Source organism: Nocardia sp. NPDC088792 (genome assembly GCF_044750615.1).
Classification (GTDB): Bacteria; Actinomycetota; Actinomycetes; order Mycobacteriales; family Mycobacteriaceae; genus Nocardia.
Genome location: NZ_JBIVKC010000003.1, coordinates 808436 through 830361 on the forward strand (window position 1 = coordinate 808436; position 21926 = coordinate 830361).

The window sequence follows — 21926 nt, forward strand, 5'->3', positions numbered from 1 at the left end:
ACGCAGATGCCAGGGCCGCAATGATCGCAGCACCCGCGGTGCCGAGTTCGGTCAGACCACCAGCGAGGGCAGCAACGATCAGAGCAAGCATGAGGAATGTCCTTTCGGAGAGGGTGTTTGGTTATGCGGTCACGTATCCGACGAGGTAGGTGAGCGCCATCGCCAGGGCTCCCGCGCACAGGACGCGCAGGGTCGGGCGAAGTTTCGGGGTGTTTCCCAGGTGGGCCGAGATGACGCCGGTGAGCGTGAGCGCGGCGAGGACTGCGAGGAACGTGATGGTGACGCGGTCCCGGATCGGCGAGCACACCATCGCCAGCAGCGGAATACTCGCGCCGGCGGTGAACGCGCCACCCGAGGCACCCGCCGGTGGCCACGGCCGCGCCATGGCGGACCGCTGCATCTGCCCTGCTTTGACCAGTTGCCGTTCCGCGTCACGGGTGCCTGCCACGGACACGTACTCCCCCGCGCCCATCGACAAAGCCCCCGCCAGTAGTGCGCACAGTCCGGCGATGGCGACGAAGCTGCGGTCAGCGTGGTGCGCGGCAACGCCGATGACGGTGGCCGCGGTCGAGACGATGCCATCGCTGGCACCGAGAACTCCGGCACGCAATCCGTTGAGGCGGTCGACGATGCTCAAGCTAGGCAACGGCATTCAGTGCAGCTAGATCGGCTTGCAGCTGGGCCATATCGAAGTGCTCGGGTGATTCGCCATTGTCCATGAACTCTTGGGACAAGTAGACGATCGGCAGTTGGGTGTAGGTACTGATGAAGTCGGTCTCGATCAGCTGAGGCTGCGCCCAGGTGATGCCCTGCCACAACCCATTCCACTTGCCCAACAGCGGCACGAAATGACCGCCCTCGATCGTGGCGTCCGCAACCACTGACCACGGCTCGCCGTTCTCGAACTGGTCTTCAGCAGACGACGGCAACGCGAATCCCATCCCGACTGCCTCGAAGACGTAGAGAGCGGCGGTCAACTGGTCGATGTTGCCGGGTTCCAACGCCAGGTAGGCGCCGATCTTGTGCGTCGATCCGTCTGCGGCCGTGAACCCGGTGGCCTGCCAGAACTCAGCAATCGAGGTCATGTCGCCGCCCTGATCAGTCGGATTCTCACCCGTCGCAGGGTCGTATTGACTCGGGTCGTAGCCGGTGACCTCGGAATACATCGCGATCGTGGAGGCGTAATCGAACGGCACCGCCGGCTTGTTCGCGGCGGCGAGCCAGCCCATGATGATGTGCTCGGGCCCAGCGAAGGCGCAGTCACCGACCGGGACGTCCGCGTCGTTGCCGTCGGGTCCGTTGCCGAGCATCCCCCACTGCGTGACCTCGGCGGTGTGGCCGAAGTTGTCCGGGTCGGGGATCTTCGGCAGGACAAGCGTGTGGTCGAAGTAGTCTTTGAGCTTGAGCGCCACCATGTCCGGGCGCGGTTCGTGCAGGCCGAGGCGATACTTTTTCACCGCGAGTCTCCTATCGGCGGATGCTGTGTTTGCGGACTGCCTGGAAGTCGGTGCCGTCCCAGCGATGCAGGTTCCAGCCGTACAGGGCGGCGAACACGACAGAGAGAGCGATCAAGCCGGGCTGGTTCGTCACTAATCCGTATGCCACCCACACGATTTGGGCGAGGATTCCGTATGTCCAACCCCATCGGGGGTTGCGGCCGCCGATCCAGCAGCCCAGGACGGATACCGCCGCGCACACCCACGACCATTCCGCGGGAGTCATCCACGACCTTGCGGCGCGGCCTGCGTGGCCAACAGGTCGTGAACCTGCTGGGTCAGTGCATGGATCTCGCGGGTGAGTTCGGTGTTGGCGGCGAGCAACTCCTCGAGGCGGTTCGTGTTGTCGAGGGTGTGGGTCGCGACCTCGGCGTTGTGGGCGTCGGATCGCCGCTGCCCAAGCAGGATCAGCGGGGCCGCGTAGGCGGCTTGGATCGAGAACACCAAGTTCAGCAGAATGAACGGGTAGGGATCCCAATGCTCGCAGATGCCAACGACATTCAGGAGCATCCAGGCGGCGACGAACAGCGTTTGGATGCCGAGGTATACCCAGCTGCCCATGCCTCGAACCGCACGGTCGGCGGATCGTTCACTGAGAGAGAGCTGGTCGCCGGTGCGGACTCCGGGATGGAGATGCCAGTGGCCGTTCACTTGCTCTTGTTCTTGCGGTCCTCGGCGCGCGCTGCCTTCAGCTTGTCTGCCACTCCCGGCACGTTCGCCGCCTTCTGGGCGACATGCCGCAGCACCGAGGCCGCGGAATGGTCCGGGGAGTTGTGGCGCAGATTGATCGCGGAATCGGCAGACTGCTGGTCCCACACGGGAAACGCGCCATCGCTCATGCCGTGCTTGTCACGCGCGGCCTTGGTGGGGTTGCCCCCCTTGCTTCGCAGTGGTGCGGCCATCGTGGCTCCTATGAAGTTGTGCTGGAACATAATTGGTCGCGGGGGCACGATTCGAACATGCGACCTCCGGCGAGCTACCGGGCTGCTCTACCCCGCGTCGCGCCCGTGTGGACGGGAACCCGTTTCACCCAGACAGATGGCTGCGCCGCGGTCGGCGACGCCGGCCACGCGCTGCCGTCGACTTTGAACGCCAGCCTCAACAGGACTCGGGCAAGCTTGTAGCGCAGGCGTTTCACCGAGCTACCTCGAAGGCGTCCATCTTGGTCTCCTCCAGCAGCCACACCAGATCCTTCAACGCCATCCGGGAGTCATCGGCGTCCGAAGTGCGATTGAACCGGTACTCCACTCCGCGATCACCGTTCGCATCCAGATATTCGACGATCTCGATACGGTTGACGACCACAGAGCCTTCGGGCAGCTCGATCATTTGGCCTCCAGCTTCGTCACCTTCATCCGCTGATATAGCGGCTCGACCTTCCCCGAGAAGACCAACATCCAGCAGCCGCATTTCGGCGCCTCATGTGCTGCGACACCCCGCACGAGGTCCACTCCCCCGATCTGTGTCATCGCCAGCCGGTAGCCGTACTGATGGCGGTCCACGATCAACGGTGCGGCATGCGAGCAGCGCAACAGATCACCCGGCAGAAACGGCGCCGGCGGCGCGTTCTCGCGGGGCGTGAGGCGTACATGGATGCCGTCGGTGTACTCGACGAGATCGATAGCGGTCAACGTTCTCCTGGCTCTGGCATCAGGATTCGAACCTGAACTTGAGACTTCAAAGGACTCCGGGCTGCCTGGTTACCCCATGCCAGAGCTGCCCGCCCAGGATTCGAACCTGGAACCCTCGGCATCAGAGGCCGATGCAACTACCAGTTGTGCTAGCGGGCATCGCGTCGGAATGGGAGGAGTCGAACCTCCGTTTTCCTGCACCCAAGGCAGGCGGGATGACCACTTCCCTACACTCCGGTAGCGAAACGCTACGAGCCGCCACGGGTTGCCGGCAACCTGTTATTGCCCGATCGCGGGTGCGCATCCCGGATCGGCGCTATTGAGTTGTGGTGCGGCGGTTGATAACCCAGTGCCGCCCTGGGGGTTTCACGCGGCTTGCGCCAGATTGGTGAGGTTGACGTATTGGCGCCAGATCCGTTCGGTGGTGGTCACGATGTAGCGGACCGCATCGGCGCTGTGGTCGTCGATCTTGATCGGGGCGTCTTGGCCTTGTTCGGTGGCTTTCGGGTCCCATCGATATTCGGGCGCCTCGCCGATGAAGCCGCGGCAACGATCCGAGACGAGCAAGTTCCCGGTCGCCAGCAAACTGTGCACGGTGCGGATGCCGTAGACGACGTCGTTCTCCGCAGGGTCGGTTTCCTGGCCGTCGTCGCGGAGCTGGACCCGGAACGACGCTGCCGCGGGATCCACCACTACGTTGCCGTGTTCTCGGGCGTTGCGGTAGGGCAGGTGGTCCTGGGCCAGCCATTCACGAAACCCCAACGACAGCTTCGGGTCGCTCCGGCGCTCAGCGTCCGTTCTCGGTGCATATCGCCATTCGTCGATCAGGTACAGCCGGCGGTCGACACCGATGCCGAGCATGATCCCCACGGTCGGGTTGGTCGTGCCGTAGTCGACACCGGTCCCCAGGATCTTGGTCATCTTCGGCAGTGAGGACCAGGGGATCACGTGTTTGGCTGGATCCCAGCAGTCGTAGACCGCGCCTTCGGCGCCGACCCACTGGCCGCGGATGAATCTCTGGTACCAGACCCCCGTGTAGGAGTTCTTGAGGTCCGAGACGACCTGCGGATCCAAGGCCGGGTTGTCGTCGAGGGTGAAGCTGAACCGGTGCAGGTTCAGCGGGCGGTCAGGGTCACCGTCCTCGAGGCGCTCGAAATCGGTGGTGCGGTCGTGGATCTGGCCGTCGTGATCGATCCAGAGTTTCGCCCGGTCCAGCCAGAGCCGTTTCGCCCAGTGTCGTGGTCCCTCAGGGTTTCCGGTGGCGAACATCTGCGCACCCGGAACCGAATGCCGGGACACCAGCATGTTCCAGTACGACTCGGGCATGGTGGGGACTTCGTCGCTGTAGGAGCCGGCGAGGGTCAAGCCTTGGATTTTCGTGCGCGCGGCTTCGTTGTTGGCTCCGACGATCAGTACCTTGCGGCCGCAGATGGTGACGGTGCCATTGCCTTGGTTGATCGAGACGCGGCCGGTGCCGAGCATCTCCATCAACGGTTCTACGAGGTTGTTCAGGACGGTGCGTTCGGTGCGGCCGGTCATCAGCAACGGGCCCGCAGGGGCACGCCGGCAGTACCGAATCCAGTCCACAAGCGAGGTACCGGTTTTCGAGGACCGCACCGAGCCGTCGTAGAAGTTGATGCGCGCGGTCGAATGGTGCACGGCCAGGGCTTGTTTGCCGACCAAGGGTTGCCAGTCGGTCACTTCGCGTCCGTGATGGCTTTGCCGACCATGTGCTCGAGCCACTTATCGACTGCGGCGAGCTCGCGGCCTTCCTGGAGTGCCTTCTGTGCCGCGTACAGATCGAGACCTTGTAGTCTCGCTTCCCTGGCCATGATCGCGAGCGCCGCGTTGATGGACTTCACGTCTCCGCTGGTGGCCTCAGGCCATACTCCGGCCAGCATCTTCTCCAGGCGCAGCATGTGCAGGGCGACGAGCTCTTCGGCGGGCTCGCCGATGGTGCGCCGGATGCCGTCTTTGATCAGCCGGTACGCGGTGGACTTGTGAACTCCGAGGTGGAGGGCGATCTCGTCGGGCGTTTTGCCGGCTACCCGCATCCGCAGGGCGGTCGCGATCTTCTCGGCGCGCTCGATCTTCTCGGCCGAATGCTTCTGTTGGTGTGCGGGTGTCGAGCTGCCTTGGACATTGCCCAATAGAGTTGCCTCCCTTTGTGTTCAGCGCCAGGCGCCGAATCGTGGGGGCACTGGACTCGTGGGGGTGACCCCGCTCGCCGCGACCGAGGAGAAGCGGCGAGCGGGATCTGTCCTCACCCGGTGCGGTCTACAACCGGCCTCCTGTGACAGGGAGACACACACGAGGGTGAGGAGTCAGGGTTTGCTGGTTCGGTGCGCCTTCTGCCAGTAGCCGGGCGCGTACACCGCGACGGGAGCCTCGGTGTCGTCGTTGAGGAACTTCAGTGTGCCGTCACGAAGCTGCATGGTGTCGGCTTCGACCTCATCGCTGCCCGAGTCCCACGTGTTCACATTCTGGGAGTGGTTGTCGTAGGCGACTTCCCATGAATAGGTCACAGGGCACCTGCGGGCGGGACGAGGTGCATCAGCCATTGGATGAGTAGCAGGGTGGTCCAGGCATTCAACGTGAAACCTCTCCTGTCACAAAACATACCGACAAAATCGGTACGACCTGCATGTTTGCCACGTATACGGCCGTGCGGATCAGATCGACGCGATCGTGAGTCGTGGTCATCGGCTGCCGTAAATCTCACTCAGACCAGCACTTCACGATCACAGCGGCGAACGCCAACCCGAGCAGCACCGTCACCAAAGCGGCGGAGCCCCACAGCGGTGCGGTGATCCACCACCAGGACCACGAGATCACGTGCAGCAGTTTGAATGCCAGCAGAAGCATGAACAGGGTGCCGGTGAAGCCGATCCCGTTTGATGACGCTGACGCGGTAGCCTGAGGGCTCGCTCCCATTGGGTCACCACCCGCCGTCGTCGAAGATCGCTTCGGCGATGAGGGCTTCACCGAATCCGATGTCCGAGCCCAGCATTTCGCCGGCCACGACCTCGCCCATGTCGCTGGAGAGGATGCCTTCCATCACGACCATGTTGGCGATGGGGTTGCCGCAGCAACGCATGCCGTAAGCGACGCGCCGGTTACACGATGGGCACAGATGATGCATTTCAGATCTCCTCGGTCGGCTGGAACTCGAAGTTGGGGGCTACGAGACCGGCCGCACCGATCTCTGGCGCGGCCGGCTCGACACCGATATCAGCTGCCGCTGGGCGGAGTCGGCGCGGGCGGATTAACAGCCTGGTCGAGAGTCGTCACCGCAGTCGACAGACCGGTGCCGAGAGTGCCCAGAGCGGTTGCGGCATTCTGCAACGCGGTCAGAGTGGAGGCCTGGACCGCACCACCGCCGGCGACAACCTGATTGATGTCAGCGACAGCGGTAGCCAGGTCCGCCTGAATGGTGGTGAGGGTCGCCTGAGCAGCGGTCTCGAACGAGACGATGTCGGCGGTGACGGCCTGGAGGGCGGCGTCAGTGGACTGTGCAGAGGTCATGATCAGCTCCTGTAGTTTTTCGAAACCCTCACCCACCAGTTGGATGAGGTAGCCGATGCCGTAGCGCATCTGGGCGGATGATGGATGGGACTCGTGTAGCCGCAGCAATTCGCGCCAGTCCGACATCGACCGTGCGCTTTCTCGCCGATCCGGGTCAGCTGTCACTGGTTCGCTTTCTGCTGGAGCCGTTTTCGCTCGCAGCGCGTTCAAAGTGTCGGCCTACGCAGACCCGCTGGCGATCAGGTTGACGACCGCGTGCACAAGGGCGAAGTTGTTCGCGGACACGACATCCCACACGGCAGTAGCGACGATGGGCAGCAGAGCGGACATGGTGGAACCTCCGGGCGAGGATGAAAGACGGGGGCGTCAAACTTGAATGGCGGTGCCCGCCATGAAAGGTCGATTCAGTAGCGCGTCAGGCGTAGTCGGCGCGCGAGGCGGTACATCAGGGATCCCCACGCGGATTCCAGGCAGTCATGGAGATGCGACCTGCACTTATCGAGCATTTTGCGGGTGCCCGAACTGTTCACGGTAGGTGTATGGCGCGACAGGCCGATATCCTGATTCCTTCAGGAATCGCTCCCTGGCGCCCTGGAAGTCGTCGAGCTCGATTCCCTCGAACAGATCACACAGGCTCACCTCGGTTACGTTCGGCCGGTAGATGCGGTGCGCCAGGCGGATCAGCGCGCCAGCCACGCTTTTACGCATCGAAGAGCACACCCTCGTCGGCGACGTCCGCACTGAGCAGCCACTCCGAGCCATCGACGCCGACGAAGAGGACGCTCACCAGCGCCACACCTTCAACGGCGCCCAAAACACCCACGGGATATGAGCGATAGGGTGGTGAATCCACAGTGGCAGCAGCCAGTTCAGGTCCATCAGGACTCCTCGCAATTGATGAGTTTCAGCTGATCGAAGAGCCGCGAGCCGCCCGGCGCTGGCGTCCAGTAGCCGTGGGGCCAGTAGTAGGTGCAGCCGCCGAAGATCGCCGGAATGGCTTCAGTGCTTTCGACGTACCCAGAGCCGATGACGCCGTCAGTGGGATTCGGTCATCGCTTGCGCGACTGCGGCTCCATCGGTGGCTCGAACGGGTGCGAGCGGTCATCAGTCGCGGCCGGCGGCGTGCCGAGTTTGCTTTTCGCAGCGGGCGATGTCCAGGAGCCGGTAGAGCTTGCGTCCTTGGCGGTCGATCCCGACGGAGTTGAGTTTGCCCAGGGATGCCCACTTGCGGATGGTCGCGGCGGTGACGGCGAAGATCGCGGACGCTTCGACAGCGGTGAGTTGGGTTTCGAGTCCGTCGGTCTCGTAGGTGATGCTCAATCCACCTCCAGAGACGACGAAACCCCCTCACCGCGGAACGGGTTTCGGGGGTTGGGCATGACGAATGTACTGGTCAGCTGTGAAAGTACCAGGTCGTCCGCTCTATGTCATGCTGCTGGTTCGCTGGACAGGATCGTGTCGAGCACCAGGCGTGTGTAGAACGGGTAGTGGTCTTCGCGGATGACGTGACCGCACGCGCCGCATTCGATGCTGTCGGTGTGCGCGTCGACGGATCTGAACAGGGTGCGCAGCTCGCAGGATGGACATGGGGTGGGCAGGATTTGGCGTGCGCGGTTGAGTCCGAGCCGGGATCGAATCTTGCCGTGCAGGTCGATCATCTCGATTGCCGCGTCTTCGCCACCGGGATACATGGCGAGGTCAGGGATTCGGCATTCGAGGAAGTTCCATGCTGCTCGGACACGAACGAGCTCACCAGTTCCCGGATGCGGTGCCGGCGACTGGATCAGGTAATCGGCGAGCGCGTCATGGGTTTCGTTCAGCACGGTCGCGATCTCGGCCGCGGTGTCGGAGGCCCACTCGGCGGGATGCCCGTACACCTGCTGACTGCTGCGGCGCTCCCGAGCGCGCTGTGCTGGCGTGGGGAGGTTGGTGGCGAGGTTGACCCAGTCGACGACGAGCCGACCGAGCAAGCGCGCGAACTGGGCTTGGCAGTGCTCGCACATGCCGAGGCCGGTGAGTGCGGGATCGCTGTCGCGGCCACCGCAGTTCGGGTACGTGCACGGTCGGATACTGTCACCCATACCGGTGAGGGTACGAAGGTTCGCGAACGATCTCGAGCCGGCGCGCGGGTGCCGGGCGATCGGGCCCAGCGATGTCGCTACCTCCGAGAACGATGTGTTCGCCCTATCCCTCACGCCGTCTCACCGGAGTTGTCGTAACCTTCGGTCCAGTAATCTTTGTCGATATCGTAACGATGAATGACAAAGCAATCCTGTCGATCGCGAAATCCCGGCTGCTGGCGAAGTCTCTCGATCGCATTCTTCGCCTCCGCCTCGGACGAGTATATCCCGATCCTCTTTATTTCGTCCTCGCCCTCATTCAGTTCATACTCATGGTTTACGAGAAATACGGACGACATGCGGTCCTCCTCGAGTCTCGAGCTGTGCTCATGCCGTGAAGTAGCCTTCGGTCCAGTAATCCTTGTCCAGAGGGTGCTTCAGTATATGAAAGTCTTTGGGGCGATCCCGGAACCCCGGCAACTCGACCAGGCGATCCATCGCACGTTGAGCGTTGGCTTCGGACGAATACGCGCCGATAGTTCGGAGTTTTTCGGTACCGTCCGCCAGCTCATAGTAATGCTGCAGCAAATATACCTCTTCCATCGACTCCCCTAGTGTCTACTTCTTCTTGGGCGGGTTCGGATCCTGCCATGCCCTGTCCCCGTATTTCTTGATCTTATTATATTCGCTGCCTGGACCGGTATCCTTCGGATCCCAGTTTCCGGGTCCGTAATGCTCGTCCATCATTCTGCGCGCATAGTCCTTTCCGCTTTCTCCCACATAAGGCGGGTTACCCTTCGCCCAACTCGGAGGGTCATTGGCGCGGTCTTTACCCGACCCGGGCCTCGGGACCTTCTGCGGCCGATCGGTCCCACCAGGACCTTGCGGCGGGTGGTTCTTACTGAACCACTTGCTGATCTGTTCGCTTAGCCACTCGCCGAGATTGTCGATGCCGTTGAGGATCGGGCCGAGCATCTTTCGGACCATGTCGGCAGCTTCCTCGGGATGCATCTGCATCCACAGCAGCAGCCCTGCGGCTGCGAGTATCCCCAGCGCTATCGCAACTTCCGGTGCGGCCAGAGCAGCTGCGATCGCCGCAATGAACGCGAACGCGAGCGAGATCTTGGGCATCGGGCTCGGTGAGGCCGGCTCGGTGGGTTCGGGCGCCGAGGGTGCCTGGCCCTCACCACCACCGCCGACGAGGCCTGTCTGCCCGCTGTTTCCTGAACCTGCGGTGCCCGGTTGACCGGTCGAGGGTTGCGGTGTGCCGGACGCGGGGGGCGAGTCGTCCCCGGGACGGGCCGAGTTCCCCGACGACGGACCAGGACTGCTGCTCTGCGGGGGCGGAGGGGGCGGGTAGTTCTGGTGTGCATCGTTGTTCTGTGGTGGTGGTGTGGGATCGTGCGCGTCGTTGTTGTGCGGTTGATCAGGCTGTGTCGGCGCGACCATCGCGGTTGGGGCCAACATCGGGGAGGATGCACGCGCAACCGTGGTCGGGGCGGCTGGCCGGCGCATACCGGCGAGGAAGCCCGCGGTACCGGCGACCAGCAGCAGCAATATCCGCGGATCAGAGGTGAAATTGGGCAGTGCCGCAGCTTCGCGCCGGGTGTCGCGCTCGACCGTTGGTGCCTGGGTGGGGGCGACCGATCCGGCATCGGGCGGGGGCGCGAAAACAGTGGTGACCGGTGGTATCGGGTCACCCGAAGGCGGTGGTGCCGTCTGTGCGGGCGGTCCCGGCGGTGCGGCGGGAATCGAGCCCGTGGGCTGCTGCTGTCGGGGTGCTTGTGGTGGTTCATTGCCGGGCAGGATCGGGGTCTCGGCACCGGGGGCCGGCACGATCGGTGTCCCATTGCCAGGCGGAATGGGTGGCGGGGTGAGCGCGCCTGCGCCGATACCGCCACCACTGCCGGGCTGAGACGGTACTCCCGGGGGTTGCGAGGGCAGTGGCGGTGGGGTGGATACAGTCGGCGGCCCGCCTGGCGGTGGGGTGGGGACGTCGATGCACGGCCAGCCAGGGTGCATGGCCTGCCACTGCTCGCATGGCACATACCCCTGCGCGGTCGCTGCCGGGGAACCAGCAAGGACAAAGCCACCGATACCCAGACCGGTGGCAGCCGCGGCCAGGACGAGCGCGGTCTGCCGCGCGAGGCGCCCTCTCATCGGCGCCCTCGCCGGGTCTCGGCCTGCTCACGCAGGGTGTCGATGCCCCACCAGGTCAGCCGCCCGGCGACGGACATATAGAGGAAGAAGGCCAGATAGACCAGGATGGCGCCGTAGTCGTCGGCCCAGCCGGGCATCCGGTTCAGGTTCGCGAACGCCACGATCAGCAATAGCAGCCCCAGTACGAGGCCACCAAGTGCGACAGCGGTCGGGTTCAACGGTTCCGGCGCGGGGTCGCCGGGATGTGCCGCAGCGGCGGTCTCGACAGCGGGAGTGGAGTCGTTCATCGGTGGTCTACCTTCCTGGTCCAGCGCACGACGTCGCTCGGTAAAGCTGTTGGGGAACTCGGGATTTCACAGCCAGATGGGATCGCCGTACACGGAGATGTTGTTGTCGGCGCCCGGGGTGGAGACCGCGGCGGTCGCGAAGGAGCGGATGGTCACGGGCCCGGCACAGGCGTCGACTTTGATCTCGACCTGCTCGGCGGTGATCGAAGCCCGCGGCCCGGCCAGGGGTTTGGACCCGAAGGCGATGGTGGTGATGCGGCCGGGCTGCAGCGTCGTGGAGATGTTCGGGTTCACCGATGCCTGCCCGCCGATGTTCACACCGGGGAACTGGGAGATCGTGACACTGGCGTTCGGGCCGATCGAGAGCCCCAGGCCCAGGGTGAGGCCGTTGGATACGTCCACGGCGCACCCGATCTGGTAGCCGAGGGTGAGGGTGCCGGCACTGATCGGCTGGGAACCGTGGCCGGTCACTTCGGCGATCGCCTTGAGGCTGACGAAGCCTTCCCGGCTGACCGGAGAGCCGGCCAGGTTGGGCCAGCGGTCCAGGTTCTCGCTGGTCTTGGTGACCGCCAGGGTCCAGCCGTCATCGGTGACGGTCTGTCGATACTTGTCGGCTATCGCGTCGGCACCGGCCGAACCGGCCGCCCATACCCCGGCCAGCAATGCTGTGGACAGCAGGCCGACACCGGCCGTGATGGTCGGTCGAATCATCACTACGGGATTCCCCTCCACACTCAGACAACTTTCAGCAAACTTTCCTGAGGGTGGCATGGGAAGTGGAGAACGCAACAGGCGATTGCGGCACCCGTCACAGGCTGCCGCCCATGGAGTCTGCCATCACATTCACCGAAGCGCTGAATGAAAAACGTTCAGGCACTGCCCGTTTCATGGCATCACGATTGGGAGCACGCGAGATCACGCCTGGTCGCGTGTCCAGATCGTTACGGGCGGGGAGAAGCTGGACACAGGCGTGGAGCGAACAAGGTTGGGTGCGTCAGCCGCAGTTTGCACCGCACCTGCCGGTTTCGTGGCCACGGTCATGCTCGAATGGCGGCGAGTGTGGTGAGACGCTCAGCCCTCGCCGCCGGATTGGACTTTGCCGCTGGCGGTTTGGCCGAGGAAGAGGCCTACGATCAACTGATCGGCTTTGGGGTCCGCCTCACCAGCTTCGCGAGTCGCTCAGGATGTTCCCGGTAGTGCTCGCGGATGAGCGGGAAGACACGCTCCTTGATGTAATCGGGCATCTCGCCGAGTTCCTCAAGGATCCTCGAAACGTCTACGCCTTCATTTTTTCCCATGCGGGCCATCATCGTGCTCGCGGGCGGCGACTATCACCCGTTCCGTTCAATCGGGGCGGTTCGTTCGGTCCGCGGAGCAGAGGCGCGCTCGGTCTCGCACCTTCGTGTGGTTACCAAGACCGCACACTCGTTGCCATACGATGCGCCAAGTGTTGCATAATGATATTCGAATGCTGGCGCGGCAGGCGGGGCAAGGGCGAACCCTCTAGGTCAGAAACCCCGCCGGCCAGCACATCGACCCACAGTGAAGGAGTCGCGACCATGGTAGCGCAGCCGAAGGCGCTCATCGCCGCCGAGATCGCCGAGAAGTACGGGCGCAGTCTGGTCACGGTGCGGCGGTGGATGACATCGGACGCGTGGCCGGCTCCGCTGCCTCAGAAGCGTGGTCGCTGGCTGGAGTTCGACGCGGATGCCGTCGAGCAGGCATACCGCGAGAACTTCGGCCGCGACACCACCACCGTGGGCGACCCTGACGAGTTACTCACGCCCGCACAGATTTCCGAGTACACCGGGCTTGCCCCTGGCACGGTTCGCGCGGATATCAGCCGCGGCCGATTCGGAGACCCGGATGACGACGCGCATGGTGTGCGGCGGTGGAAGCGGTCGACAGTCGATGCGAAGATGGCCGAGCGCCGGCCGCGCCGGCGTTAGCTGCCAGCCTGGTCGAGGGAGGCTTCGAGCGGTCGCCAGATAGCTCGCATGCGGCGGCGGACCGCATATGCCGCCACCGATACGAGCAGCACCATCCCCGGAGCCACGACGATGACGGTCGATCGGGGATGGTGGGCGACAGTGAGCGCGGCGACCGCGACCATCGGCAGCGTCACCCAGACGAGGATGCGAGCCACGTCGGTTCGGCGTGAGTCGTTCATTCGCGGGGCCCCTCTGGGGCGATGTGCGGCCACGGTTCAGGCTCCGGGTTGAGGGCTTGACGTAGTGCGGTCTCAGCCTCGGTGAGTAGCTGGTTCGCGACGCGAATTCTGCCTATCGCGACTCTGTGTGCCGAAATCGCTGCGAGCCCTGCCGAATTCGCGGCGAGGTCACCGAGCGCGTCGAGTCGGTCGTAGGCGGCCGTCGTGATGCCTCGGCATCGCGCTACTGCCTCGGCGGCCTCGGCGAATGTGGTCTCGTGCGGGGGCGTGCTCACCTGATCAGCGTGCCAGCGGTTGAATCAAAGTCAAGTTGATCGATGTGGCCGGCTGGTCGGATCGTGTTGGGATTTCTCGGGTTTCAGCGACCATGGTGTTGCGTAATGATGCATGAGTGCTGTATAGTGATATATGTCAGAGGGAGTCAGAACCCACTGACAAGCACATCGATAACTACACAACAGTGATTAGGAGAGCCTCATGGCTGACAACTCCGACCGGGAACGTCGACTCCTCTCCACCTACATGGTGCTGAGGAAGATGCTCCTCGAGAAGATCCCCGCCGGGATCGAGATCCCCGACCCAGGGACGAAACTCGAGAAGATCGACACCGAATCCTCCGTCAAGTACGCCCGACGCATCATCCGGGACATGCCTGCGGACCCATGGATACTCGGACTGGTCGAACAGCTCACCTTGGACTGGCTGGACGCCCTGTACATGTGCAGGACAGCCCGCCGCATCAAGGACCCCATCTTCGGGGACCTCGCCGACGCGGCATTCACGCGGTTCGCCGCAACAGTGAACGCCATCAACGCCGGAAAGGGTAAGAGCTAACAGAGTTCGGTGGGGCGAGGTGATCCCTCGCCCCACCACCAGCCACAAACTCTCCCGATGTGCCAGGCGCGCGGGCTGCGGACGCGTACGCAGCCCGCGCTCGCCGACATCGATTCTCCACAGGAACCAAGGAGAGTGGCCAATGGCCGAACCTGACGATCGGAACCGCCAAGTCCTCAATGCCTACACGGCACTACGGAAGGCACTACTACTCATCCCGCCGATCATGATCGAGATCCCCGAAACATGGGGCAATATCGCACCGGTCGACGCGGAAAAGTCGGTCAAGCGGGCACGAAAAGTGCTCGCTGACATGCCAGGCGACGACTACACCAACACGTTGCTCGTCTACCTGATCCTCGACTGGCTCGACGCCCTGTACATGGCGCGGATGTGGCACACCAGCCACGATCCCATCCACGGCGAGCTTGTCGACCAAGCGCTCATGCGGTTCCACGTAGCTCTGGTCATTCTCGATCGAGACGGCCAGAAGTAAGCGAAAGCCGGGAGGGCGGAAACCCCGCTCCCCCGGCCTTTCTCGCGTCTACAGGCGTGGATCGTGCACCAGGCGGAAATCGTGAAGCCCGTACCGGTCGCCGGTCGCTGTGAACTCGCGGCCTATGCACTCGCCGGCGGGCATCGTGCAGTCGCGGCCGATCGCGCTCGCGGACACGATCCTGGGGTTGTCGTGGTCGTCCCACGGCGTGACCACGTGCGCGTCGTCGCCGATGATGAGCATGACCCACAACGGGATCCGCCCGTCCGGCAGCACTTCGTAGTCGTGGCCGATCGGTTTGTCTCGCTCGCCCGGCCAAGGGTTGCCCATGATGTCCCCGATCAATCCGTCGACGCTCACCCGGTGGTCTCCTACTCTCACATCCTGCACGGTTCAGAACGGCCAGTCGGCGTCGCGTCCGCGCTCCAGCAAAGGAATCATCGAGAACGCCGCATCCGACAGTCCGCCGAAGGTGTGCCGGTTCGGTCCTCCGGCCGCGTGGCCCATCCGATAGCCGGCCAGATTCCAGGTGTACAGCGGCACCGACTTCGGGATCACCGATCCGGGATCGGCGTTTCCGCCGCCAGCCTGCTCATCGGTCAAGATGACGACCCGATCGTGGCCCTTGAAATGGGTACGCGCCGCGCCACCGGTGTCGGTGCCACCGCCGAGGAAGTAGCCCCCGGACTTCCACCGCTCCAACGACTTCAGCAACGACTCCCCCGCCACCACGGGGAAGGCTCGCGATGCGGGGATGTCGTAGTAGCCATAGCCGCGCGGACCGTGCGCGGTGCCACGGAACGCGTCGGAGTAGGAGACGAGGTCGGCATGTGCGCAGCGGCGTGCCAGGGCGAGACCGAACATCGTTGCCGCGTCCCACCGCATCAGCGTGCCGTCCTTGCTGAAACCAGCGTCCATCGAGCCGGAGGTGTCGACCAGGATCAGCGTGCGGCCGGCGAGCTCCGGGATGTTGGACACCGACGCCTCGAGTGCCCGCTCCAGCGGGTACGCCCATCGGAGCGAGGGTGCTGCTCGGTAGGCGGACAGGAACCGCATCGGCAACTGCCGGGACTTGGCGACCTCCTCGGGATCCATCAGCCGCACAGCGACCTTCGCCGTCGCGACCGCATCCGAGACGCCGGCCTGGTCGAAGTTGCGCAGATTGCGCGTGAGCGCCATCAGACCCATGAACGGGATCACCGATTCCCAGCGCTTCGCACTCCACGCGCCGAACGAGGACAACTGCTCCCAGGTCGCGCCCGACTCGGCGAGCGCTGCCGCAAGCTCGCCGTCCGCGGCCATTCGGTCGATGTCGCTGCCACTGAGCTTGCGCAGGTCTGCGTTCGCCGCGAGGGTCGACAGCGCGGTGGGGATCTCCAGACCATCGATGCCGAGACGGTCTTCGATCGCGTATCGGAACAGCGCGGACTGCCACGGCCCCTTGGGCTGGACGTGCGCGAGCTGGATGACATCGGCGAAGCGCACACCGCGTGCGTCACTGTCCCACTTCAGATACGACTTCTCGTTGTACAGACGCGCTGCTGCGTCCGCGACGCCGCGCTTGACGGGCTTCGGGATCTTCTTGCCGTAATGGCTCATCCAGTACGACAGCATCTCGCCGGGTTCGTCGGCCCGCTGTAGCACGGCGTCGATGATTGTGCGGCTACCGGTTTGGCCGGCGTCCACGCTCGCCTTCGCTGCTTCGGCCGCCAGCATCAGTGACGCCGAGCGCATGTTCGCTTCCAGCCGCAACCAGCGCGCGAAACGGGTGAGCCAGTCGAGGTCGGTCAGCGCGACCTCGCGTACGAGCGCCTCGAATCGCGTGTCCCGCTGGTCGGCGGTCTCGTAGAAGGTCTTCTCGCCCACCATGTTCGTGACCGCGAGAAGGAAGAGTTCGGACTGTGCATCACGCGCGAAGCCGGGTGCACCCTGATGGGTACGGCCGGTCGCGGTGGTATCGGTCCGGATGGGCCCGTGCGCGACAGCACGAGCAGTAGCAGTGTTGAACTTCGCCACGTCTAACCCTTCATCAGAAAGGGAGCACGGCGTCCAGAGCGCGTGTGAAGGGCCTGAGAAAGAGGTGGGTGAAGGTGTTTGCTCTGCCAATTGAGCGACACGCCCTGACCTTTCGGCAGGGGCGTGACAGGATTCGAACCTGCATTTCCGAAGGGAAGTAACCCTCGATCCCGTCGCACCAGGCCCTCACGCGAGGTGCTGATCGCCCGAGGAAGAGTCGGCGGGGAGATTCGTTCAATTGCTCTACCGCTTGAGCTACAGGAGCAGGCTCCTGGCGGGACTCGAACCCGCAACCCATTGATTAACAAGGAAGCAATCCTCGCCTGCGCACCGGGCGATCACACGCTCTGAAGTTGTGCTCCCGAGAAATAAGCGCCCGCGGTGTCTTTTTCATACCAGCAATGAAGGAACCGCGGGCTTCCGCACCGGAAGTAGCTCGACTGTAGCGGTCGCTGCCGAGGGATGCCAAACCATTTGTGGGGGTGTCGATTACCGATCTTGATCACGGATGCTGCGCCCGCGAGGGCCGACGCGAGCGATGGGTGCCGGCTGGAGCCAGCACCCATCTGGGTGAAGGATTGCTCGGCTGTGCCAACGGGAGCATTCCGAGGCGAATGTTACGACTCGTGTTGTCCAGCAACGTGTCCCGCTGGACGTTGAGCACCGCCGTTGGACGAAACAGCGTAGGCCGGTCCGGGAAGGGGATTCCGGACCGGCCTACGCCGAGCGATGCGGATTGCGGGCCGCGCTCTGTGTTTTGTGACAGGCGCCAAGGTACACGACTATGACGCGGAACTCGAGCCGGTTTTTAGCTCGGACAGTCAGGGTTCCACGATCTTGATACCCGGTCGTTTCATCTTTACTTCGGCGATGGGATCGATCGAGGTGTGATCGCTCGGCGGGAGTGGCTCGACGTTTCGCCGCACCCCGTACTTTGGCTCTTGCTCTCCAAGCCAGAACAGCACGGCTGCCTCGGAATTCAGCCCTGCTGGCACGTCCAACGCGGCGAGATCGGGGAACTGCCGGCGGAGCGAATCTGCGCACTCGTCGGCGAACCGGGGCAACTGGTTTGTCATCGGCTTGTCGCCGGTCATCCACCCGAGCAGATCATAGAGCCCATCCATGTGGCGCGGTGAGACAAGACGGCCGGAAAGAACGCTCAGAATGTCCCCGATGTGGAAGCTCTTGGTGGCGTCGTTCATGGGTTTGATCCTCCGCGCTATTCCTCGGCCGGTTGACCATCGACGATCAGCCACGACATGCAGCCGCCACCGAGTGCGGCTGAGTGCACCGTCTTCAGCACGCCCAACAAGTGTTCGAATGCGGCTTCGTCGTTGGTGCGGATCTCCAGGGACATGGACTTGTCGCTCACGGGTTCATTCCTTCCGTCTCGATGACCCACGCGGGGCGGTAGTCGGGGTGACCGGACCAGATCGCGGCGACAGTGCGTGCGGTTTGGCACGGCCACGTCTCCGCGTCATGTCGTTTTGTGTTTGTTCAGGATCTCCGCGAGGCCGGCGTCGAGATCCAGGATCTCGCCGAGATCGTGCAAGAGCTTGTCATGCCGTTCACGAAGCCAGCGGTCCACGTCCTCATCGTTCACGCCGCGGCCTCTTCCGCTGGGCAAGCTCTTCCTCAAGCATCTCGAACCACACCTCAAGATCGGCCGCGTAGATCTCGGATATCGGGATGTCTTGAAGGAAACCCATATTCAGGCTCGGTGCCATCCGGGATGGTGACTTCGAGGCGAGCCATCGTTCGGCGAAATCCTTGAGAGAGCTCGGATCGTTGCTCATGACTTCGATCCTCCTGCTTCGGACTCGCCGCGGCTCGGTTTTGGGCCCGGTGCTGCCGGTTCGATTCCGTTCTCGCGGGCGATGCGACGGATATAGGCCGGGGTGAACGGCGAGCCGTCGGCCACATCGGTAGGTCGCTCGCCGGCACGGAGTGCTCCGAGTGCGGCGTCGAGTACTTCCTTGCGCGCTTCTTCGGCGCGGTCGGCCAGTCGTCGGTAGGTCCGGGTGGCCGTGGTCAGTCGTTCCATCTCTGCGGTCACGTCTCCAATGCTAATCGAGGTTGCGATACAGGGTTGCGATACAAGTATCGGTTGCGCTACCTTATATCGCAACAGCAGATCGAAACCTAGGCATAGGGATTCAGATGATCAAGCCCGCCACCGACTACGTCGGCCAGGTCATCCACTACAACGGCCACGACTACACCGTCAGCGAAGGCCCCGAATACGAGTACTGCTCCGTAGCGGACACCGTCAACGAACTCGGCCAGCCGACCCTGCTGTTCCTCAGCCTCGACGACAACGGCGACATCGCCCGCGCCGCGACCCGCAACGGTCCATGGAAAGACGTCACGGTCACCGTCTAGCCGTTTGCATCGCACCCACTCCGGTGGGCCCGGTGCTGACCGCTAGAACCCATATCGCACAAGGAGAACCGCATGAGCTACGTGTACAAGCGCACCGAGACCCAGCTGTGGACTGTCGGCTGGTACGACGGCGACACCTTCGACCCCGAGTCCGATCACGGCTGCCCCGGGTGCGCGTCCCGGCGCACGATCCTGCTGAACGGCGGCGACCCGGACAAGGACGACTCGCCGCACCGCTCCCACGACACCTCCGACTACATCGACGGCCTCGACGACGAGGACGACGCACTGCTCGCCGTAGAGCCCTGATCGCCGGCACGTCCTCACCCACGGAGATTCGCATGACCGAGCCTTACCACCCCACGATCGCCGCCCATCTCGCCTACCTCGCGTACGGCTGCAACACCACCACCGACGACTTCATCGCCTCTTTCACCGATGCCCAGCGGGTCGACTACACGGCCCGGCAGAAGGCGTTCGCGGACGCCGGATTCAATACCGCGGTCGCCTCCTACATGGCTGCCGAGATGATCCGCCACCGCAATAAGGTCAGCCACGCGAATCTATGGGTGTGGGCGAACGAATTCGCCGCACACGGTCACCGCTACCCGGCTGGGTGGAGCGTCGTCGACGCCGACACCTCGCACCTTCACCGCGACGGCTACCACGCCACCATCGACTACTCGAACAGCTACATCGAATTGCCCTGGCGCGTCACCGACTACATCGGCAACACGATTGGCGAGGGGATCGGCCTTGACGGGGACGACGCCCGCGATGCCGCCGAGTACGCCATCGTCGCCCACCAGACCGCAGGAGAGAACCGATGACCTTCGCCGACTGGCTCAATCGCGACCGATCCGACCCGGCCGTACCTACACCCACCGCGCAGGAGTTCGCCGACGCGCAAGCCCGTTTGGACGACGGTGAGCCGCTGCCCGGGGATGAAGCTCTGACGTTGGCCTACAACGATCGTGTTCTCATTCCCGCCGAGGAGGTGTACCTCCACAACGCCGAGGTGATGGGCGAGTTCGTCACCGCACGTGACGAGTTGGCGCACACCGCCCTCTGCTACGTGCAAGCGCAGCTCGATCCGCGTCAGCACGCGCATTCGGCCGCGCAGGTGGAGTACGCCGAGGAGCTGATGTGTCTTGCGGCACGGCGCGTCACGCGAGCCGTGGAGGCGCTGCCGGAAGACAAACGGCCGGTCGGATGGGATGACGATGCCAGCCGCTGATTAACGCCAACGTCCGAGTTGTTTGCATCGCGCCCGGCCTGCCCGGTCACGGTGTTGACCGCTCGAACCCTGTTTCACCACTCCCCCCTGATCGAGGTTTCACCATGCGCAAAATCGCATTCGCTGCCATCCAGGCCGCCGTAATCCCCGTCGCCCGCAAGGCCGTTGCCGCGGCCCGCAAACTCGCTGCACCGATCGAATGCGTCGTCCGCAACGGCGCCACCACCGACCGCCAGCTGCGCCACCACGAGCTGATCCTCATCGGTGACGTCCTCGAAGACGCCGGCTACGACGCGGAGTTCATCCACTCCTACGGCAGCCCGGCGGGTAAGGCGGTCGCGAAAGTGTGGCGCGCCGAGCATCGTTGCGAGCCGCCGCGGGTGTGGACGCGGCATCGTACGACCGGGCGCCCGATCGAGGTGTGCGCATATCCGGCGGACCTGTCTGGGCGGGGCGCGATCGAGGCCGGTTTGCGGGCGTACAAGCGCACCGCGGAACGGTTCGCGGCGTGAGCGCCACGGCGCCGTCGGGGGTCAGTGGGCTTGGATCCGCTTGATCACTGCACTGAACAAGGCCTCCGGCGAGACTCCCACGACGGCCGCTACCTGGAAGAGCTCCCGCACTGGCACATCACGCACGCCGTCTTCGGTGCGCCGGTAGGTGTTGCGTTTCCACTTCAGTGCCGTCCACATCTGCTCCGCGGTGAGGCCCGCTGCTTTTCGGCGCTCCTGCAGTTCCAGCGCGATTGCCATGTTGATAGCGGCCCGATCCATGGATGCCGATGCTAGCCGAGCCGCCTGTACCCGATAGATGGCTCGAACCCGATTGCCGATTGTCGTACTTCGCGGGACCGCGAGGCGCGAGGATTTTCGCGCACCCATGTTTGGCTGGGTTGGTGAACTTGAAACGTTGCGCAGGGGTGATCAGGGTTGATCACGTCGTAGATGGTGGTCAACCGTGCGGGTTTTCACGCTGACTGTGGTGTGGACTTTGAACGGATCTGGTGGCGGCGCGTCGGCAATAAACAGACCGATTGGTGTGATGCGATTGCGCAGATCCTGGACCTCGCAAAACGGAGAGAGACAACGGCATTGGCATCTGTACCCCAGTCTCCGCAACAGGCGGTAGCCGCACGTACACAGCAAGTGATCACCAATCTGACCGCCCTATGCGGCTACTACGAAGCGCTGGAATCCCTCGGCGTCAGCAACGGGCCGGCACCTGAGCTGCGGGCTGCATGCGAGCGCCTAATCGGCGTGTCGCGTCGATTGCTGGTAGTCGGCCTTGAGAACGATCTCAAGGAGATCGCGGCCGCCCGGCAGCGAGCCCAACGAGCGCGGCGGATCAGCTGCGACCCTAACGGCCCCGCAACCCCCATCGTCACCCTGGTTACGCAGACTCTGAGGGCGTGCCCGGACTTGACCTTCACGACCGCCGAAATAGCCGATTCGCTCCTAGCTGACGGATGGAAGCCCGTTGGCGACGCCCGCGACAAGGTGCGCTCAGCGCTGAGGGAACTATCTAGCAGCAAGTACTGTGTGAAAATCGGGCGGGACCGTTACCAATGGAATGAGCGGCAACCAACGCTTTCCACTCCTTCGTCGTAGCCCTGGCCGAGCCAAGGTGCGCGGT

General features: G+C 63.8%; 40 protein-coding genes and 4 tRNA genes. 9 read left to right on the forward strand and 35 right to left on the reverse strand.

Annotated elements, in window-relative coordinates:
• Positions 1-121 precede the first annotated feature (121 nt).
• From ACIP5Y_RS21590 to ACIP5Y_RS21715, 26 genes are all read right to left on the reverse strand, one after another.
• Complete coding sequence (locus ACIP5Y_RS21590; RefSeq protein ID WP_400352057.1) at positions 122-637, reverse strand: VIT1/CCC1 transporter family protein; 516 nt, start codon at positions 635-637, stop codon at positions 122-124.
• A 1-nt stretch (position 638) separates the two neighbouring features.
• Entirely contained in the window at positions 639-1415 is a 777-nt protein-coding gene (locus ACIP5Y_RS21595) for a hypothetical protein (protein WP_400352059.1), read from the reverse strand.
• Between the two features lie 52 nt (positions 1416-1467).
• A complete protein-coding gene (locus ACIP5Y_RS21600; RefSeq protein WP_400352061.1) occupies positions 1468-1722 on the reverse strand; it encodes a hypothetical protein in 255 nt (84 codons plus the stop codon).
• The gene (locus tag ACIP5Y_RS21605) at positions 1719-2057 is read right to left on the reverse strand and encodes a DUF1003 domain-containing protein (RefSeq protein WP_400352062.1); all 339 of its coding nucleotides are present in this window, start codon (positions 2055-2057) and stop codon (positions 1719-1721) included. The genes ACIP5Y_RS21600 and ACIP5Y_RS21605 overlap by 4 nt, the downstream gene beginning before the upstream one ends.
• An 86-nt stretch (positions 2058-2143) precedes the next feature.
• Positions 2144-2398 (reverse strand): hypothetical protein, encoded by a 255-nt coding sequence (locus ACIP5Y_RS21610; protein ID WP_400352064.1) that lies wholly within the window; start codon positions 2396-2398, stop codon positions 2144-2146.
• Positions 2399-2431: 33 nt separating this feature from the next.
• Positions 2432-2495 (reverse strand) — tRNA-OTHER (locus ACIP5Y_RS21615).
• A 135-nt stretch (positions 2496-2630) separates the two neighbouring features.
• The gene (locus ACIP5Y_RS21620) at positions 2631-2825 is read right to left on the reverse strand and encodes a hypothetical protein (protein WP_400352066.1); all 195 of its coding nucleotides are present in this window, start codon (positions 2823-2825) and stop codon (positions 2631-2633) included.
• Positions 2822-3127, reverse strand: coding sequence for a hypothetical protein (locus ACIP5Y_RS21625; protein WP_400352068.1), 306 nt, complete (start codon positions 3125-3127; stop codon positions 2822-2824). Before ACIP5Y_RS21625 ends, ACIP5Y_RS21620 begins: the two co-directional genes overlap by 4 nt.
• 8 nt (positions 3128-3135) lie before the next feature.
• Positions 3136-3211, reverse strand: a tRNA-Gln gene (locus tag ACIP5Y_RS21630).
• Between the two features lies 1 nt (position 3212).
• Positions 3213-3286 (reverse strand) — tRNA-Gln (locus tag ACIP5Y_RS21635).
• A gap of 5 nt (positions 3287-3291) precedes the next feature.
• Positions 3292-3364: transfer RNA gene (locus ACIP5Y_RS21640), tRNA-Pro, on the reverse strand.
• Between the two features lie 129 nt (positions 3365-3493).
• Positions 3494-4828, reverse strand: coding sequence for a PBSX family phage terminase large subunit (locus tag ACIP5Y_RS21645; protein WP_400352070.1), 1335 nt, complete (start codon positions 4826-4828; stop codon positions 3494-3496).
• Positions 4825-5277 (reverse strand): helix-turn-helix domain-containing protein, encoded by a 453-nt coding sequence (locus ACIP5Y_RS21650; RefSeq protein ID WP_400352072.1) that lies wholly within the window; start codon positions 5275-5277, stop codon positions 4825-4827. Before ACIP5Y_RS21650 ends, ACIP5Y_RS21645 begins: the two co-directional genes overlap by 4 nt.
• A 174-nt stretch (positions 5278-5451) precedes the next feature.
• Positions 5452-5652, reverse strand: coding sequence for a hypothetical protein (locus ACIP5Y_RS21655; protein ID WP_400352074.1), 201 nt, complete (start codon positions 5650-5652; stop codon positions 5452-5454).
• A 193-nt stretch (positions 5653-5845) separates the two neighbouring features.
• Entirely contained in the window at positions 5846-6061 is a 216-nt protein-coding gene (locus ACIP5Y_RS21660; RefSeq protein WP_400352076.1) for a hypothetical protein, read from the reverse strand.
• A gap of 4 nt (positions 6062-6065) precedes the next feature.
• Positions 6066-6194: a hypothetical protein gene (locus ACIP5Y_RS21665; RefSeq protein ID WP_400352078.1), complete on the reverse strand. Its 129-nt coding sequence runs from the start codon at positions 6192-6194 to the stop codon at positions 6066-6068.
• A 164-nt stretch (positions 6195-6358) separates the two neighbouring features.
• Positions 6359-6778, reverse strand: a complete 420-nt coding sequence (locus ACIP5Y_RS21670; protein ID WP_400352080.1) for a hypothetical protein — start codon at positions 6776-6778, stop codon at positions 6359-6361.
• Between the two features lie 369 nt (positions 6779-7147).
• Positions 7148-7360 carry a hypothetical protein gene (locus ACIP5Y_RS21675; protein WP_400352082.1) on the reverse strand — a complete coding sequence of 71 codons (213 nt, stop codon included), beginning with the start codon at positions 7358-7360 and terminating at the stop codon, positions 7148-7150.
• Positions 7361-7756: 396 nt separating this feature from the next.
• Positions 7757-7972, reverse strand: a complete 216-nt coding sequence (locus ACIP5Y_RS21680; protein ID WP_400352083.1) for a hypothetical protein — start codon at positions 7970-7972, stop codon at positions 7757-7759.
• Positions 7973-8079: 107 nt separating this feature from the next.
• A complete protein-coding gene (locus ACIP5Y_RS21685) occupies positions 8080-8733 on the reverse strand; it encodes a hypothetical protein (RefSeq protein WP_400352085.1) in 654 nt (217 codons plus the stop codon).
• Positions 8734-8843: 110 nt separating this feature from the next.
• The gene (locus ACIP5Y_RS21690; RefSeq protein ID WP_400352087.1) at positions 8844-9071 is read right to left on the reverse strand and encodes an SPOR domain-containing protein; all 228 of its coding nucleotides are present in this window, start codon (positions 9069-9071) and stop codon (positions 8844-8846) included.
• A 28-nt stretch (positions 9072-9099) separates the two neighbouring features.
• The gene (locus tag ACIP5Y_RS21695) at positions 9100-9315 is read right to left on the reverse strand and encodes a hypothetical protein (RefSeq protein ID WP_400352089.1); all 216 of its coding nucleotides are present in this window, start codon (positions 9313-9315) and stop codon (positions 9100-9102) included.
• Positions 9316-9330: 15 nt separating this feature from the next.
• Positions 9331-9843, reverse strand: a complete 513-nt coding sequence (locus ACIP5Y_RS21700) for a hypothetical protein (protein ID WP_400352091.1) — start codon at positions 9841-9843, stop codon at positions 9331-9333.
• A 1025-nt stretch (positions 9844-10868) separates the two neighbouring features.
• On the reverse strand, positions 10869-11159 hold the full coding sequence (locus ACIP5Y_RS21705; protein ID WP_400352093.1) for a hypothetical protein: 291 nt from the start codon (positions 11157-11159) through the stop codon (positions 10869-10871).
• A gap of 66 nt (positions 11160-11225) precedes the next feature.
• Positions 11226-11870 (reverse strand): MspA family porin, encoded by a 645-nt coding sequence (locus ACIP5Y_RS21710; RefSeq protein WP_400353843.1) that lies wholly within the window; start codon positions 11868-11870, stop codon positions 11226-11228.
• A gap of 422 nt (positions 11871-12292) precedes the next feature.
• A complete protein-coding gene (locus tag ACIP5Y_RS21715) occupies positions 12293-12457 on the reverse strand; it encodes a hypothetical protein (protein ID WP_400352095.1) in 165 nt (54 codons plus the stop codon).
• 261 nt (positions 12458-12718) lie between these two features.
• Between ACIP5Y_RS21715 and ACIP5Y_RS21720 the strand changes: the two genes are divergently transcribed.
• Complete coding sequence (locus ACIP5Y_RS21720; RefSeq protein ID WP_400352097.1) at positions 12719-13108, forward strand: helix-turn-helix transcriptional regulator; 390 nt, start codon at positions 12719-12721, stop codon at positions 13106-13108.
• Here the strand turns inward: ACIP5Y_RS21720 and ACIP5Y_RS21725 are convergent.
• On the reverse strand, positions 13105-13329 hold the full coding sequence (locus ACIP5Y_RS21725) for a hypothetical protein (RefSeq protein WP_400352099.1): 225 nt from the start codon (positions 13327-13329) through the stop codon (positions 13105-13107). The two genes, ACIP5Y_RS21720 and ACIP5Y_RS21725, sit on opposite strands and share 4 nt — an antisense overlap.
• Before the next feature lie 477 nt (positions 13330-13806).
• Between ACIP5Y_RS21725 and ACIP5Y_RS21730 the strand changes: the two genes are divergently transcribed.
• Positions 13807-14163 (forward strand): hypothetical protein, encoded by a 357-nt coding sequence (locus ACIP5Y_RS21730; protein ID WP_400352100.1) that lies wholly within the window; start codon positions 13807-13809, stop codon positions 14161-14163.
• Between the two features lie 142 nt (positions 14164-14305).
• The gene (locus ACIP5Y_RS21735; RefSeq protein WP_400352102.1) at positions 14306-14659 is read left to right on the forward strand and encodes a hypothetical protein; all 354 of its coding nucleotides are present in this window, start codon (positions 14306-14308) and stop codon (positions 14657-14659) included.
• A 48-nt stretch (positions 14660-14707) separates the two neighbouring features.
• Here the strand turns inward: ACIP5Y_RS21735 and ACIP5Y_RS21740 are convergent, their stop codons facing one another.
• From ACIP5Y_RS21740 to ACIP5Y_RS21770, 7 genes are all read right to left on the reverse strand, one after another.
• Positions 14708-15019: a hypothetical protein gene (locus tag ACIP5Y_RS21740; protein WP_400352104.1), complete on the reverse strand. Its 312-nt coding sequence runs from the start codon at positions 15017-15019 to the stop codon at positions 14708-14710.
• A gap of 33 nt (positions 15020-15052) precedes the next feature.
• Positions 15053-16675 carry a TROVE domain-containing protein gene (locus ACIP5Y_RS21745; protein WP_400352106.1) on the reverse strand — a complete coding sequence of 541 codons (1623 nt, stop codon included), beginning with the start codon at positions 16673-16675 and terminating at the stop codon, positions 15053-15055.
• A gap of 821 nt (positions 16676-17496) precedes the next feature.
• Entirely contained in the window at positions 17497-17877 is a 381-nt protein-coding gene (locus ACIP5Y_RS21750; RefSeq protein WP_400352108.1) for a hypothetical protein, read from the reverse strand.
• Between the two features lie 17 nt (positions 17878-17894).
• Positions 17895-18047: a hypothetical protein gene (locus tag ACIP5Y_RS21755; protein WP_400352110.1), complete on the reverse strand. Its 153-nt coding sequence runs from the start codon at positions 18045-18047 to the stop codon at positions 17895-17897.
• A gap of 105 nt (positions 18048-18152) precedes the next feature.
• The gene (locus ACIP5Y_RS21760; protein WP_400352112.1) at positions 18153-18278 is read right to left on the reverse strand and encodes a hypothetical protein; all 126 of its coding nucleotides are present in this window, start codon (positions 18276-18278) and stop codon (positions 18153-18155) included.
• Positions 18268-18471, reverse strand: coding sequence for a hypothetical protein (locus ACIP5Y_RS21765; protein WP_400352114.1), 204 nt, complete (start codon positions 18469-18471; stop codon positions 18268-18270). Before ACIP5Y_RS21765 ends, ACIP5Y_RS21760 begins: the two co-directional genes overlap by 11 nt.
• Positions 18468-18731: a hypothetical protein gene (locus tag ACIP5Y_RS21770; protein WP_400352116.1), complete on the reverse strand. Its 264-nt coding sequence runs from the start codon at positions 18729-18731 to the stop codon at positions 18468-18470. The genes ACIP5Y_RS21765 and ACIP5Y_RS21770 overlap by 4 nt, the downstream gene beginning before the upstream one ends.
• Positions 18732-18835: 104 nt before the next feature.
• Between ACIP5Y_RS21770 and ACIP5Y_RS21775 the strand changes: the two genes are divergently transcribed.
• The 5 genes from ACIP5Y_RS21775 (at position 18836) to ACIP5Y_RS21795 (ending at position 20806) form a co-directional block, all read left to right on the forward strand.
• Positions 18836-19057, forward strand: coding sequence for a hypothetical protein (locus ACIP5Y_RS21775; protein WP_400352118.1), 222 nt, complete (start codon positions 18836-18838; stop codon positions 19055-19057).
• 72 nt (positions 19058-19129) lie between these two features.
• A complete protein-coding gene (locus tag ACIP5Y_RS21780; RefSeq protein WP_400352120.1) occupies positions 19130-19366 on the forward strand; it encodes a hypothetical protein in 237 nt (78 codons plus the stop codon).
• A 32-nt stretch (positions 19367-19398) separates the two neighbouring features.
• A complete protein-coding gene (locus ACIP5Y_RS21785) occupies positions 19399-19887 on the forward strand; it encodes a hypothetical protein (RefSeq protein ID WP_400352122.1) in 489 nt (162 codons plus the stop codon).
• Positions 19884-20294, forward strand: a complete 411-nt coding sequence (locus tag ACIP5Y_RS21790; protein ID WP_400352124.1) for a hypothetical protein — start codon at positions 19884-19886, stop codon at positions 20292-20294. The genes ACIP5Y_RS21785 and ACIP5Y_RS21790 overlap by 4 nt, the downstream gene beginning before the upstream one ends.
• A gap of 104 nt (positions 20295-20398) precedes the next feature.
• Positions 20399-20806 carry a hypothetical protein gene (locus tag ACIP5Y_RS21795; protein WP_400352126.1) on the forward strand — a complete coding sequence of 136 codons (408 nt, stop codon included), beginning with the start codon at positions 20399-20401 and terminating at the stop codon, positions 20804-20806.
• 21 nt (positions 20807-20827) lie between these two features.
• Here the strand turns inward: ACIP5Y_RS21795 and ACIP5Y_RS21800 are convergent, their stop codons facing one another.
• Positions 20828-21067, reverse strand: coding sequence for a helix-turn-helix domain-containing protein (locus ACIP5Y_RS21800; RefSeq protein ID WP_400352127.1), 240 nt, complete (start codon positions 21065-21067; stop codon positions 20828-20830).
• A gap of 171 nt (positions 21068-21238) precedes the next feature.
• Here ACIP5Y_RS21800 and ACIP5Y_RS21805 point away from each other — a divergent pair, with 171 nt between their 5' ends.
• The gene (locus tag ACIP5Y_RS21805) at positions 21239-21901 is read left to right on the forward strand and encodes a hypothetical protein (RefSeq protein WP_400352129.1); all 663 of its coding nucleotides are present in this window, start codon (positions 21239-21241) and stop codon (positions 21899-21901) included.
• The last annotated feature ends 25 nt before the right edge of the window (positions 21902-21926 follow it).

Excerpts from the sequence above, each read along its gene's own strand:
- ACIP5Y_RS21595 (WP_400352059.1), bottom strand. The coding sequence starts at position 1,415 with ATGGTGGCGCTCAAGCTCAAAGACTACTTCGACCACACGCTTGTCCTG.
- ACIP5Y_RS21600 (WP_400352061.1), bottom strand. The coding sequence starts at position 1,722 with ATGACTCCCGCGGAATGGTCGTGGGTGTGCGCGGCGGTATCCGTCCTG.
- ACIP5Y_RS21605 (WP_400352062.1), bottom strand. The coding sequence starts at position 2,057 with ATGGGCAGCTGGGTATACCTCGGCATCCAAACGCTGTTCGTCGCCGCC.
- ACIP5Y_RS21610 (WP_400352064.1), bottom strand. The coding sequence starts at position 2,398 with ATGGCCGCACCACTGCGAAGCAAGGGGGGCAACCCCACCAAGGCCGCG.
- ACIP5Y_RS21620 (WP_400352066.1), bottom strand. The coding sequence starts at position 2,825 with ATGATCGAGCTGCCCGAAGGCTCTGTGGTCGTCAACCGTATCGAGATC.
- ACIP5Y_RS21660 (WP_400352076.1), bottom strand. The coding sequence starts at position 6,061 with ATGGGAGCGAGCCCTCAGGCTACCGCGTCAGCGTCATCAAACGGGATC.
- ACIP5Y_RS21665 (WP_400352078.1), bottom strand. The coding sequence starts at position 6,194 with ATGGTCGTGATGGAAGGCATCCTCTCCAGCGACATGGGCGAGGTCGTG.
- ACIP5Y_RS21670 (WP_400352080.1), bottom strand. The coding sequence starts at position 6,778 with ATGTCGGACTGGCGCGAATTGCTGCGGCTACACGAGTCCCATCCATCA.
- ACIP5Y_RS21675 (WP_400352082.1), bottom strand. The coding sequence starts at position 7,360 with ATGCGTAAAAGCGTGGCTGGCGCGCTGATCCGCCTGGCGCACCGCATC.
- ACIP5Y_RS21685 (WP_400352085.1), bottom strand. The coding sequence starts at position 8,733 with ATGGGTGACAGTATCCGACCGTGCACGTACCCGAACTGCGGTGGCCGC.
- ACIP5Y_RS21690 (WP_400352087.1), bottom strand. The coding sequence starts at position 9,071 with ATGTCGTCCGTATTTCTCGTAAACCATGAGTATGAACTGAATGAGGGC.
- ACIP5Y_RS21695 (WP_400352089.1), bottom strand. The coding sequence starts at position 9,315 with ATGGAAGAGGTATATTTGCTGCAGCATTACTATGAGCTGGCGGACGGT.
- ACIP5Y_RS21700 (WP_400352091.1), bottom strand. The coding sequence starts at position 9,843 with ATGCCCAAGATCTCGCTCGCGTTCGCGTTCATTGCGGCGATCGCAGCT.
- ACIP5Y_RS21705 (WP_400352093.1), bottom strand. The coding sequence starts at position 11,159 with ATGAACGACTCCACTCCCGCTGTCGAGACCGCCGCTGCGGCACATCCC.
- ACIP5Y_RS21710 (WP_400353843.1), bottom strand. The coding sequence starts at position 11,870 with ATGATTCGACCGACCATCACGGCCGGTGTCGGCCTGCTGTCCACAGCA.
- ACIP5Y_RS21715 (WP_400352095.1), bottom strand. The coding sequence starts at position 12,457 with ATGGGAAAAAATGAAGGCGTAGACGTTTCGAGGATCCTTGAGGAACTC.
- ACIP5Y_RS21720 (WP_400352097.1), top strand. The coding sequence starts at position 12,719 with ATGGTAGCGCAGCCGAAGGCGCTCATCGCCGCCGAGATCGCCGAGAAG.
- ACIP5Y_RS21725 (WP_400352099.1), bottom strand. The coding sequence starts at position 13,329 with ATGAACGACTCACGCCGAACCGACGTGGCTCGCATCCTCGTCTGGGTG.
- ACIP5Y_RS21730 (WP_400352100.1), top strand. The coding sequence starts at position 13,807 with ATGGCTGACAACTCCGACCGGGAACGTCGACTCCTCTCCACCTACATG.
- ACIP5Y_RS21735 (WP_400352102.1), top strand. The coding sequence starts at position 14,306 with ATGGCCGAACCTGACGATCGGAACCGCCAAGTCCTCAATGCCTACACG.
- ACIP5Y_RS21750 (WP_400352108.1), bottom strand. The coding sequence starts at position 17,877 with ATGAACGACGCCACCAAGAGCTTCCACATCGGGGACATTCTGAGCGTT.
- ACIP5Y_RS21765 (WP_400352114.1), bottom strand. The coding sequence starts at position 18,471 with ATGAGCAACGATCCGAGCTCTCTCAAGGATTTCGCCGAACGATGGCTC.
- ACIP5Y_RS21775 (WP_400352118.1), top strand. The coding sequence starts at position 18,836 with ATGATCAAGCCCGCCACCGACTACGTCGGCCAGGTCATCCACTACAAC.
- ACIP5Y_RS21780 (WP_400352120.1), top strand. The coding sequence starts at position 19,130 with ATGAGCTACGTGTACAAGCGCACCGAGACCCAGCTGTGGACTGTCGGC.
- ACIP5Y_RS21785 (WP_400352122.1), top strand. The coding sequence starts at position 19,399 with ATGACCGAGCCTTACCACCCCACGATCGCCGCCCATCTCGCCTACCTC.
- ACIP5Y_RS21790 (WP_400352124.1), top strand. The coding sequence starts at position 19,884 with ATGACCTTCGCCGACTGGCTCAATCGCGACCGATCCGACCCGGCCGTA.
- ACIP5Y_RS21795 (WP_400352126.1), top strand. The coding sequence starts at position 20,399 with ATGCGCAAAATCGCATTCGCTGCCATCCAGGCCGCCGTAATCCCCGTC.
- ACIP5Y_RS21800 (WP_400352127.1), bottom strand. The coding sequence starts at position 21,067 with ATGGATCGGGCCGCTATCAACATGGCAATCGCGCTGGAACTGCAGGAG.
- ACIP5Y_RS21805 (WP_400352129.1), top strand. The coding sequence starts at position 21,239 with ATGGTGGTCAACCGTGCGGGTTTTCACGCTGACTGTGGTGTGGACTTT.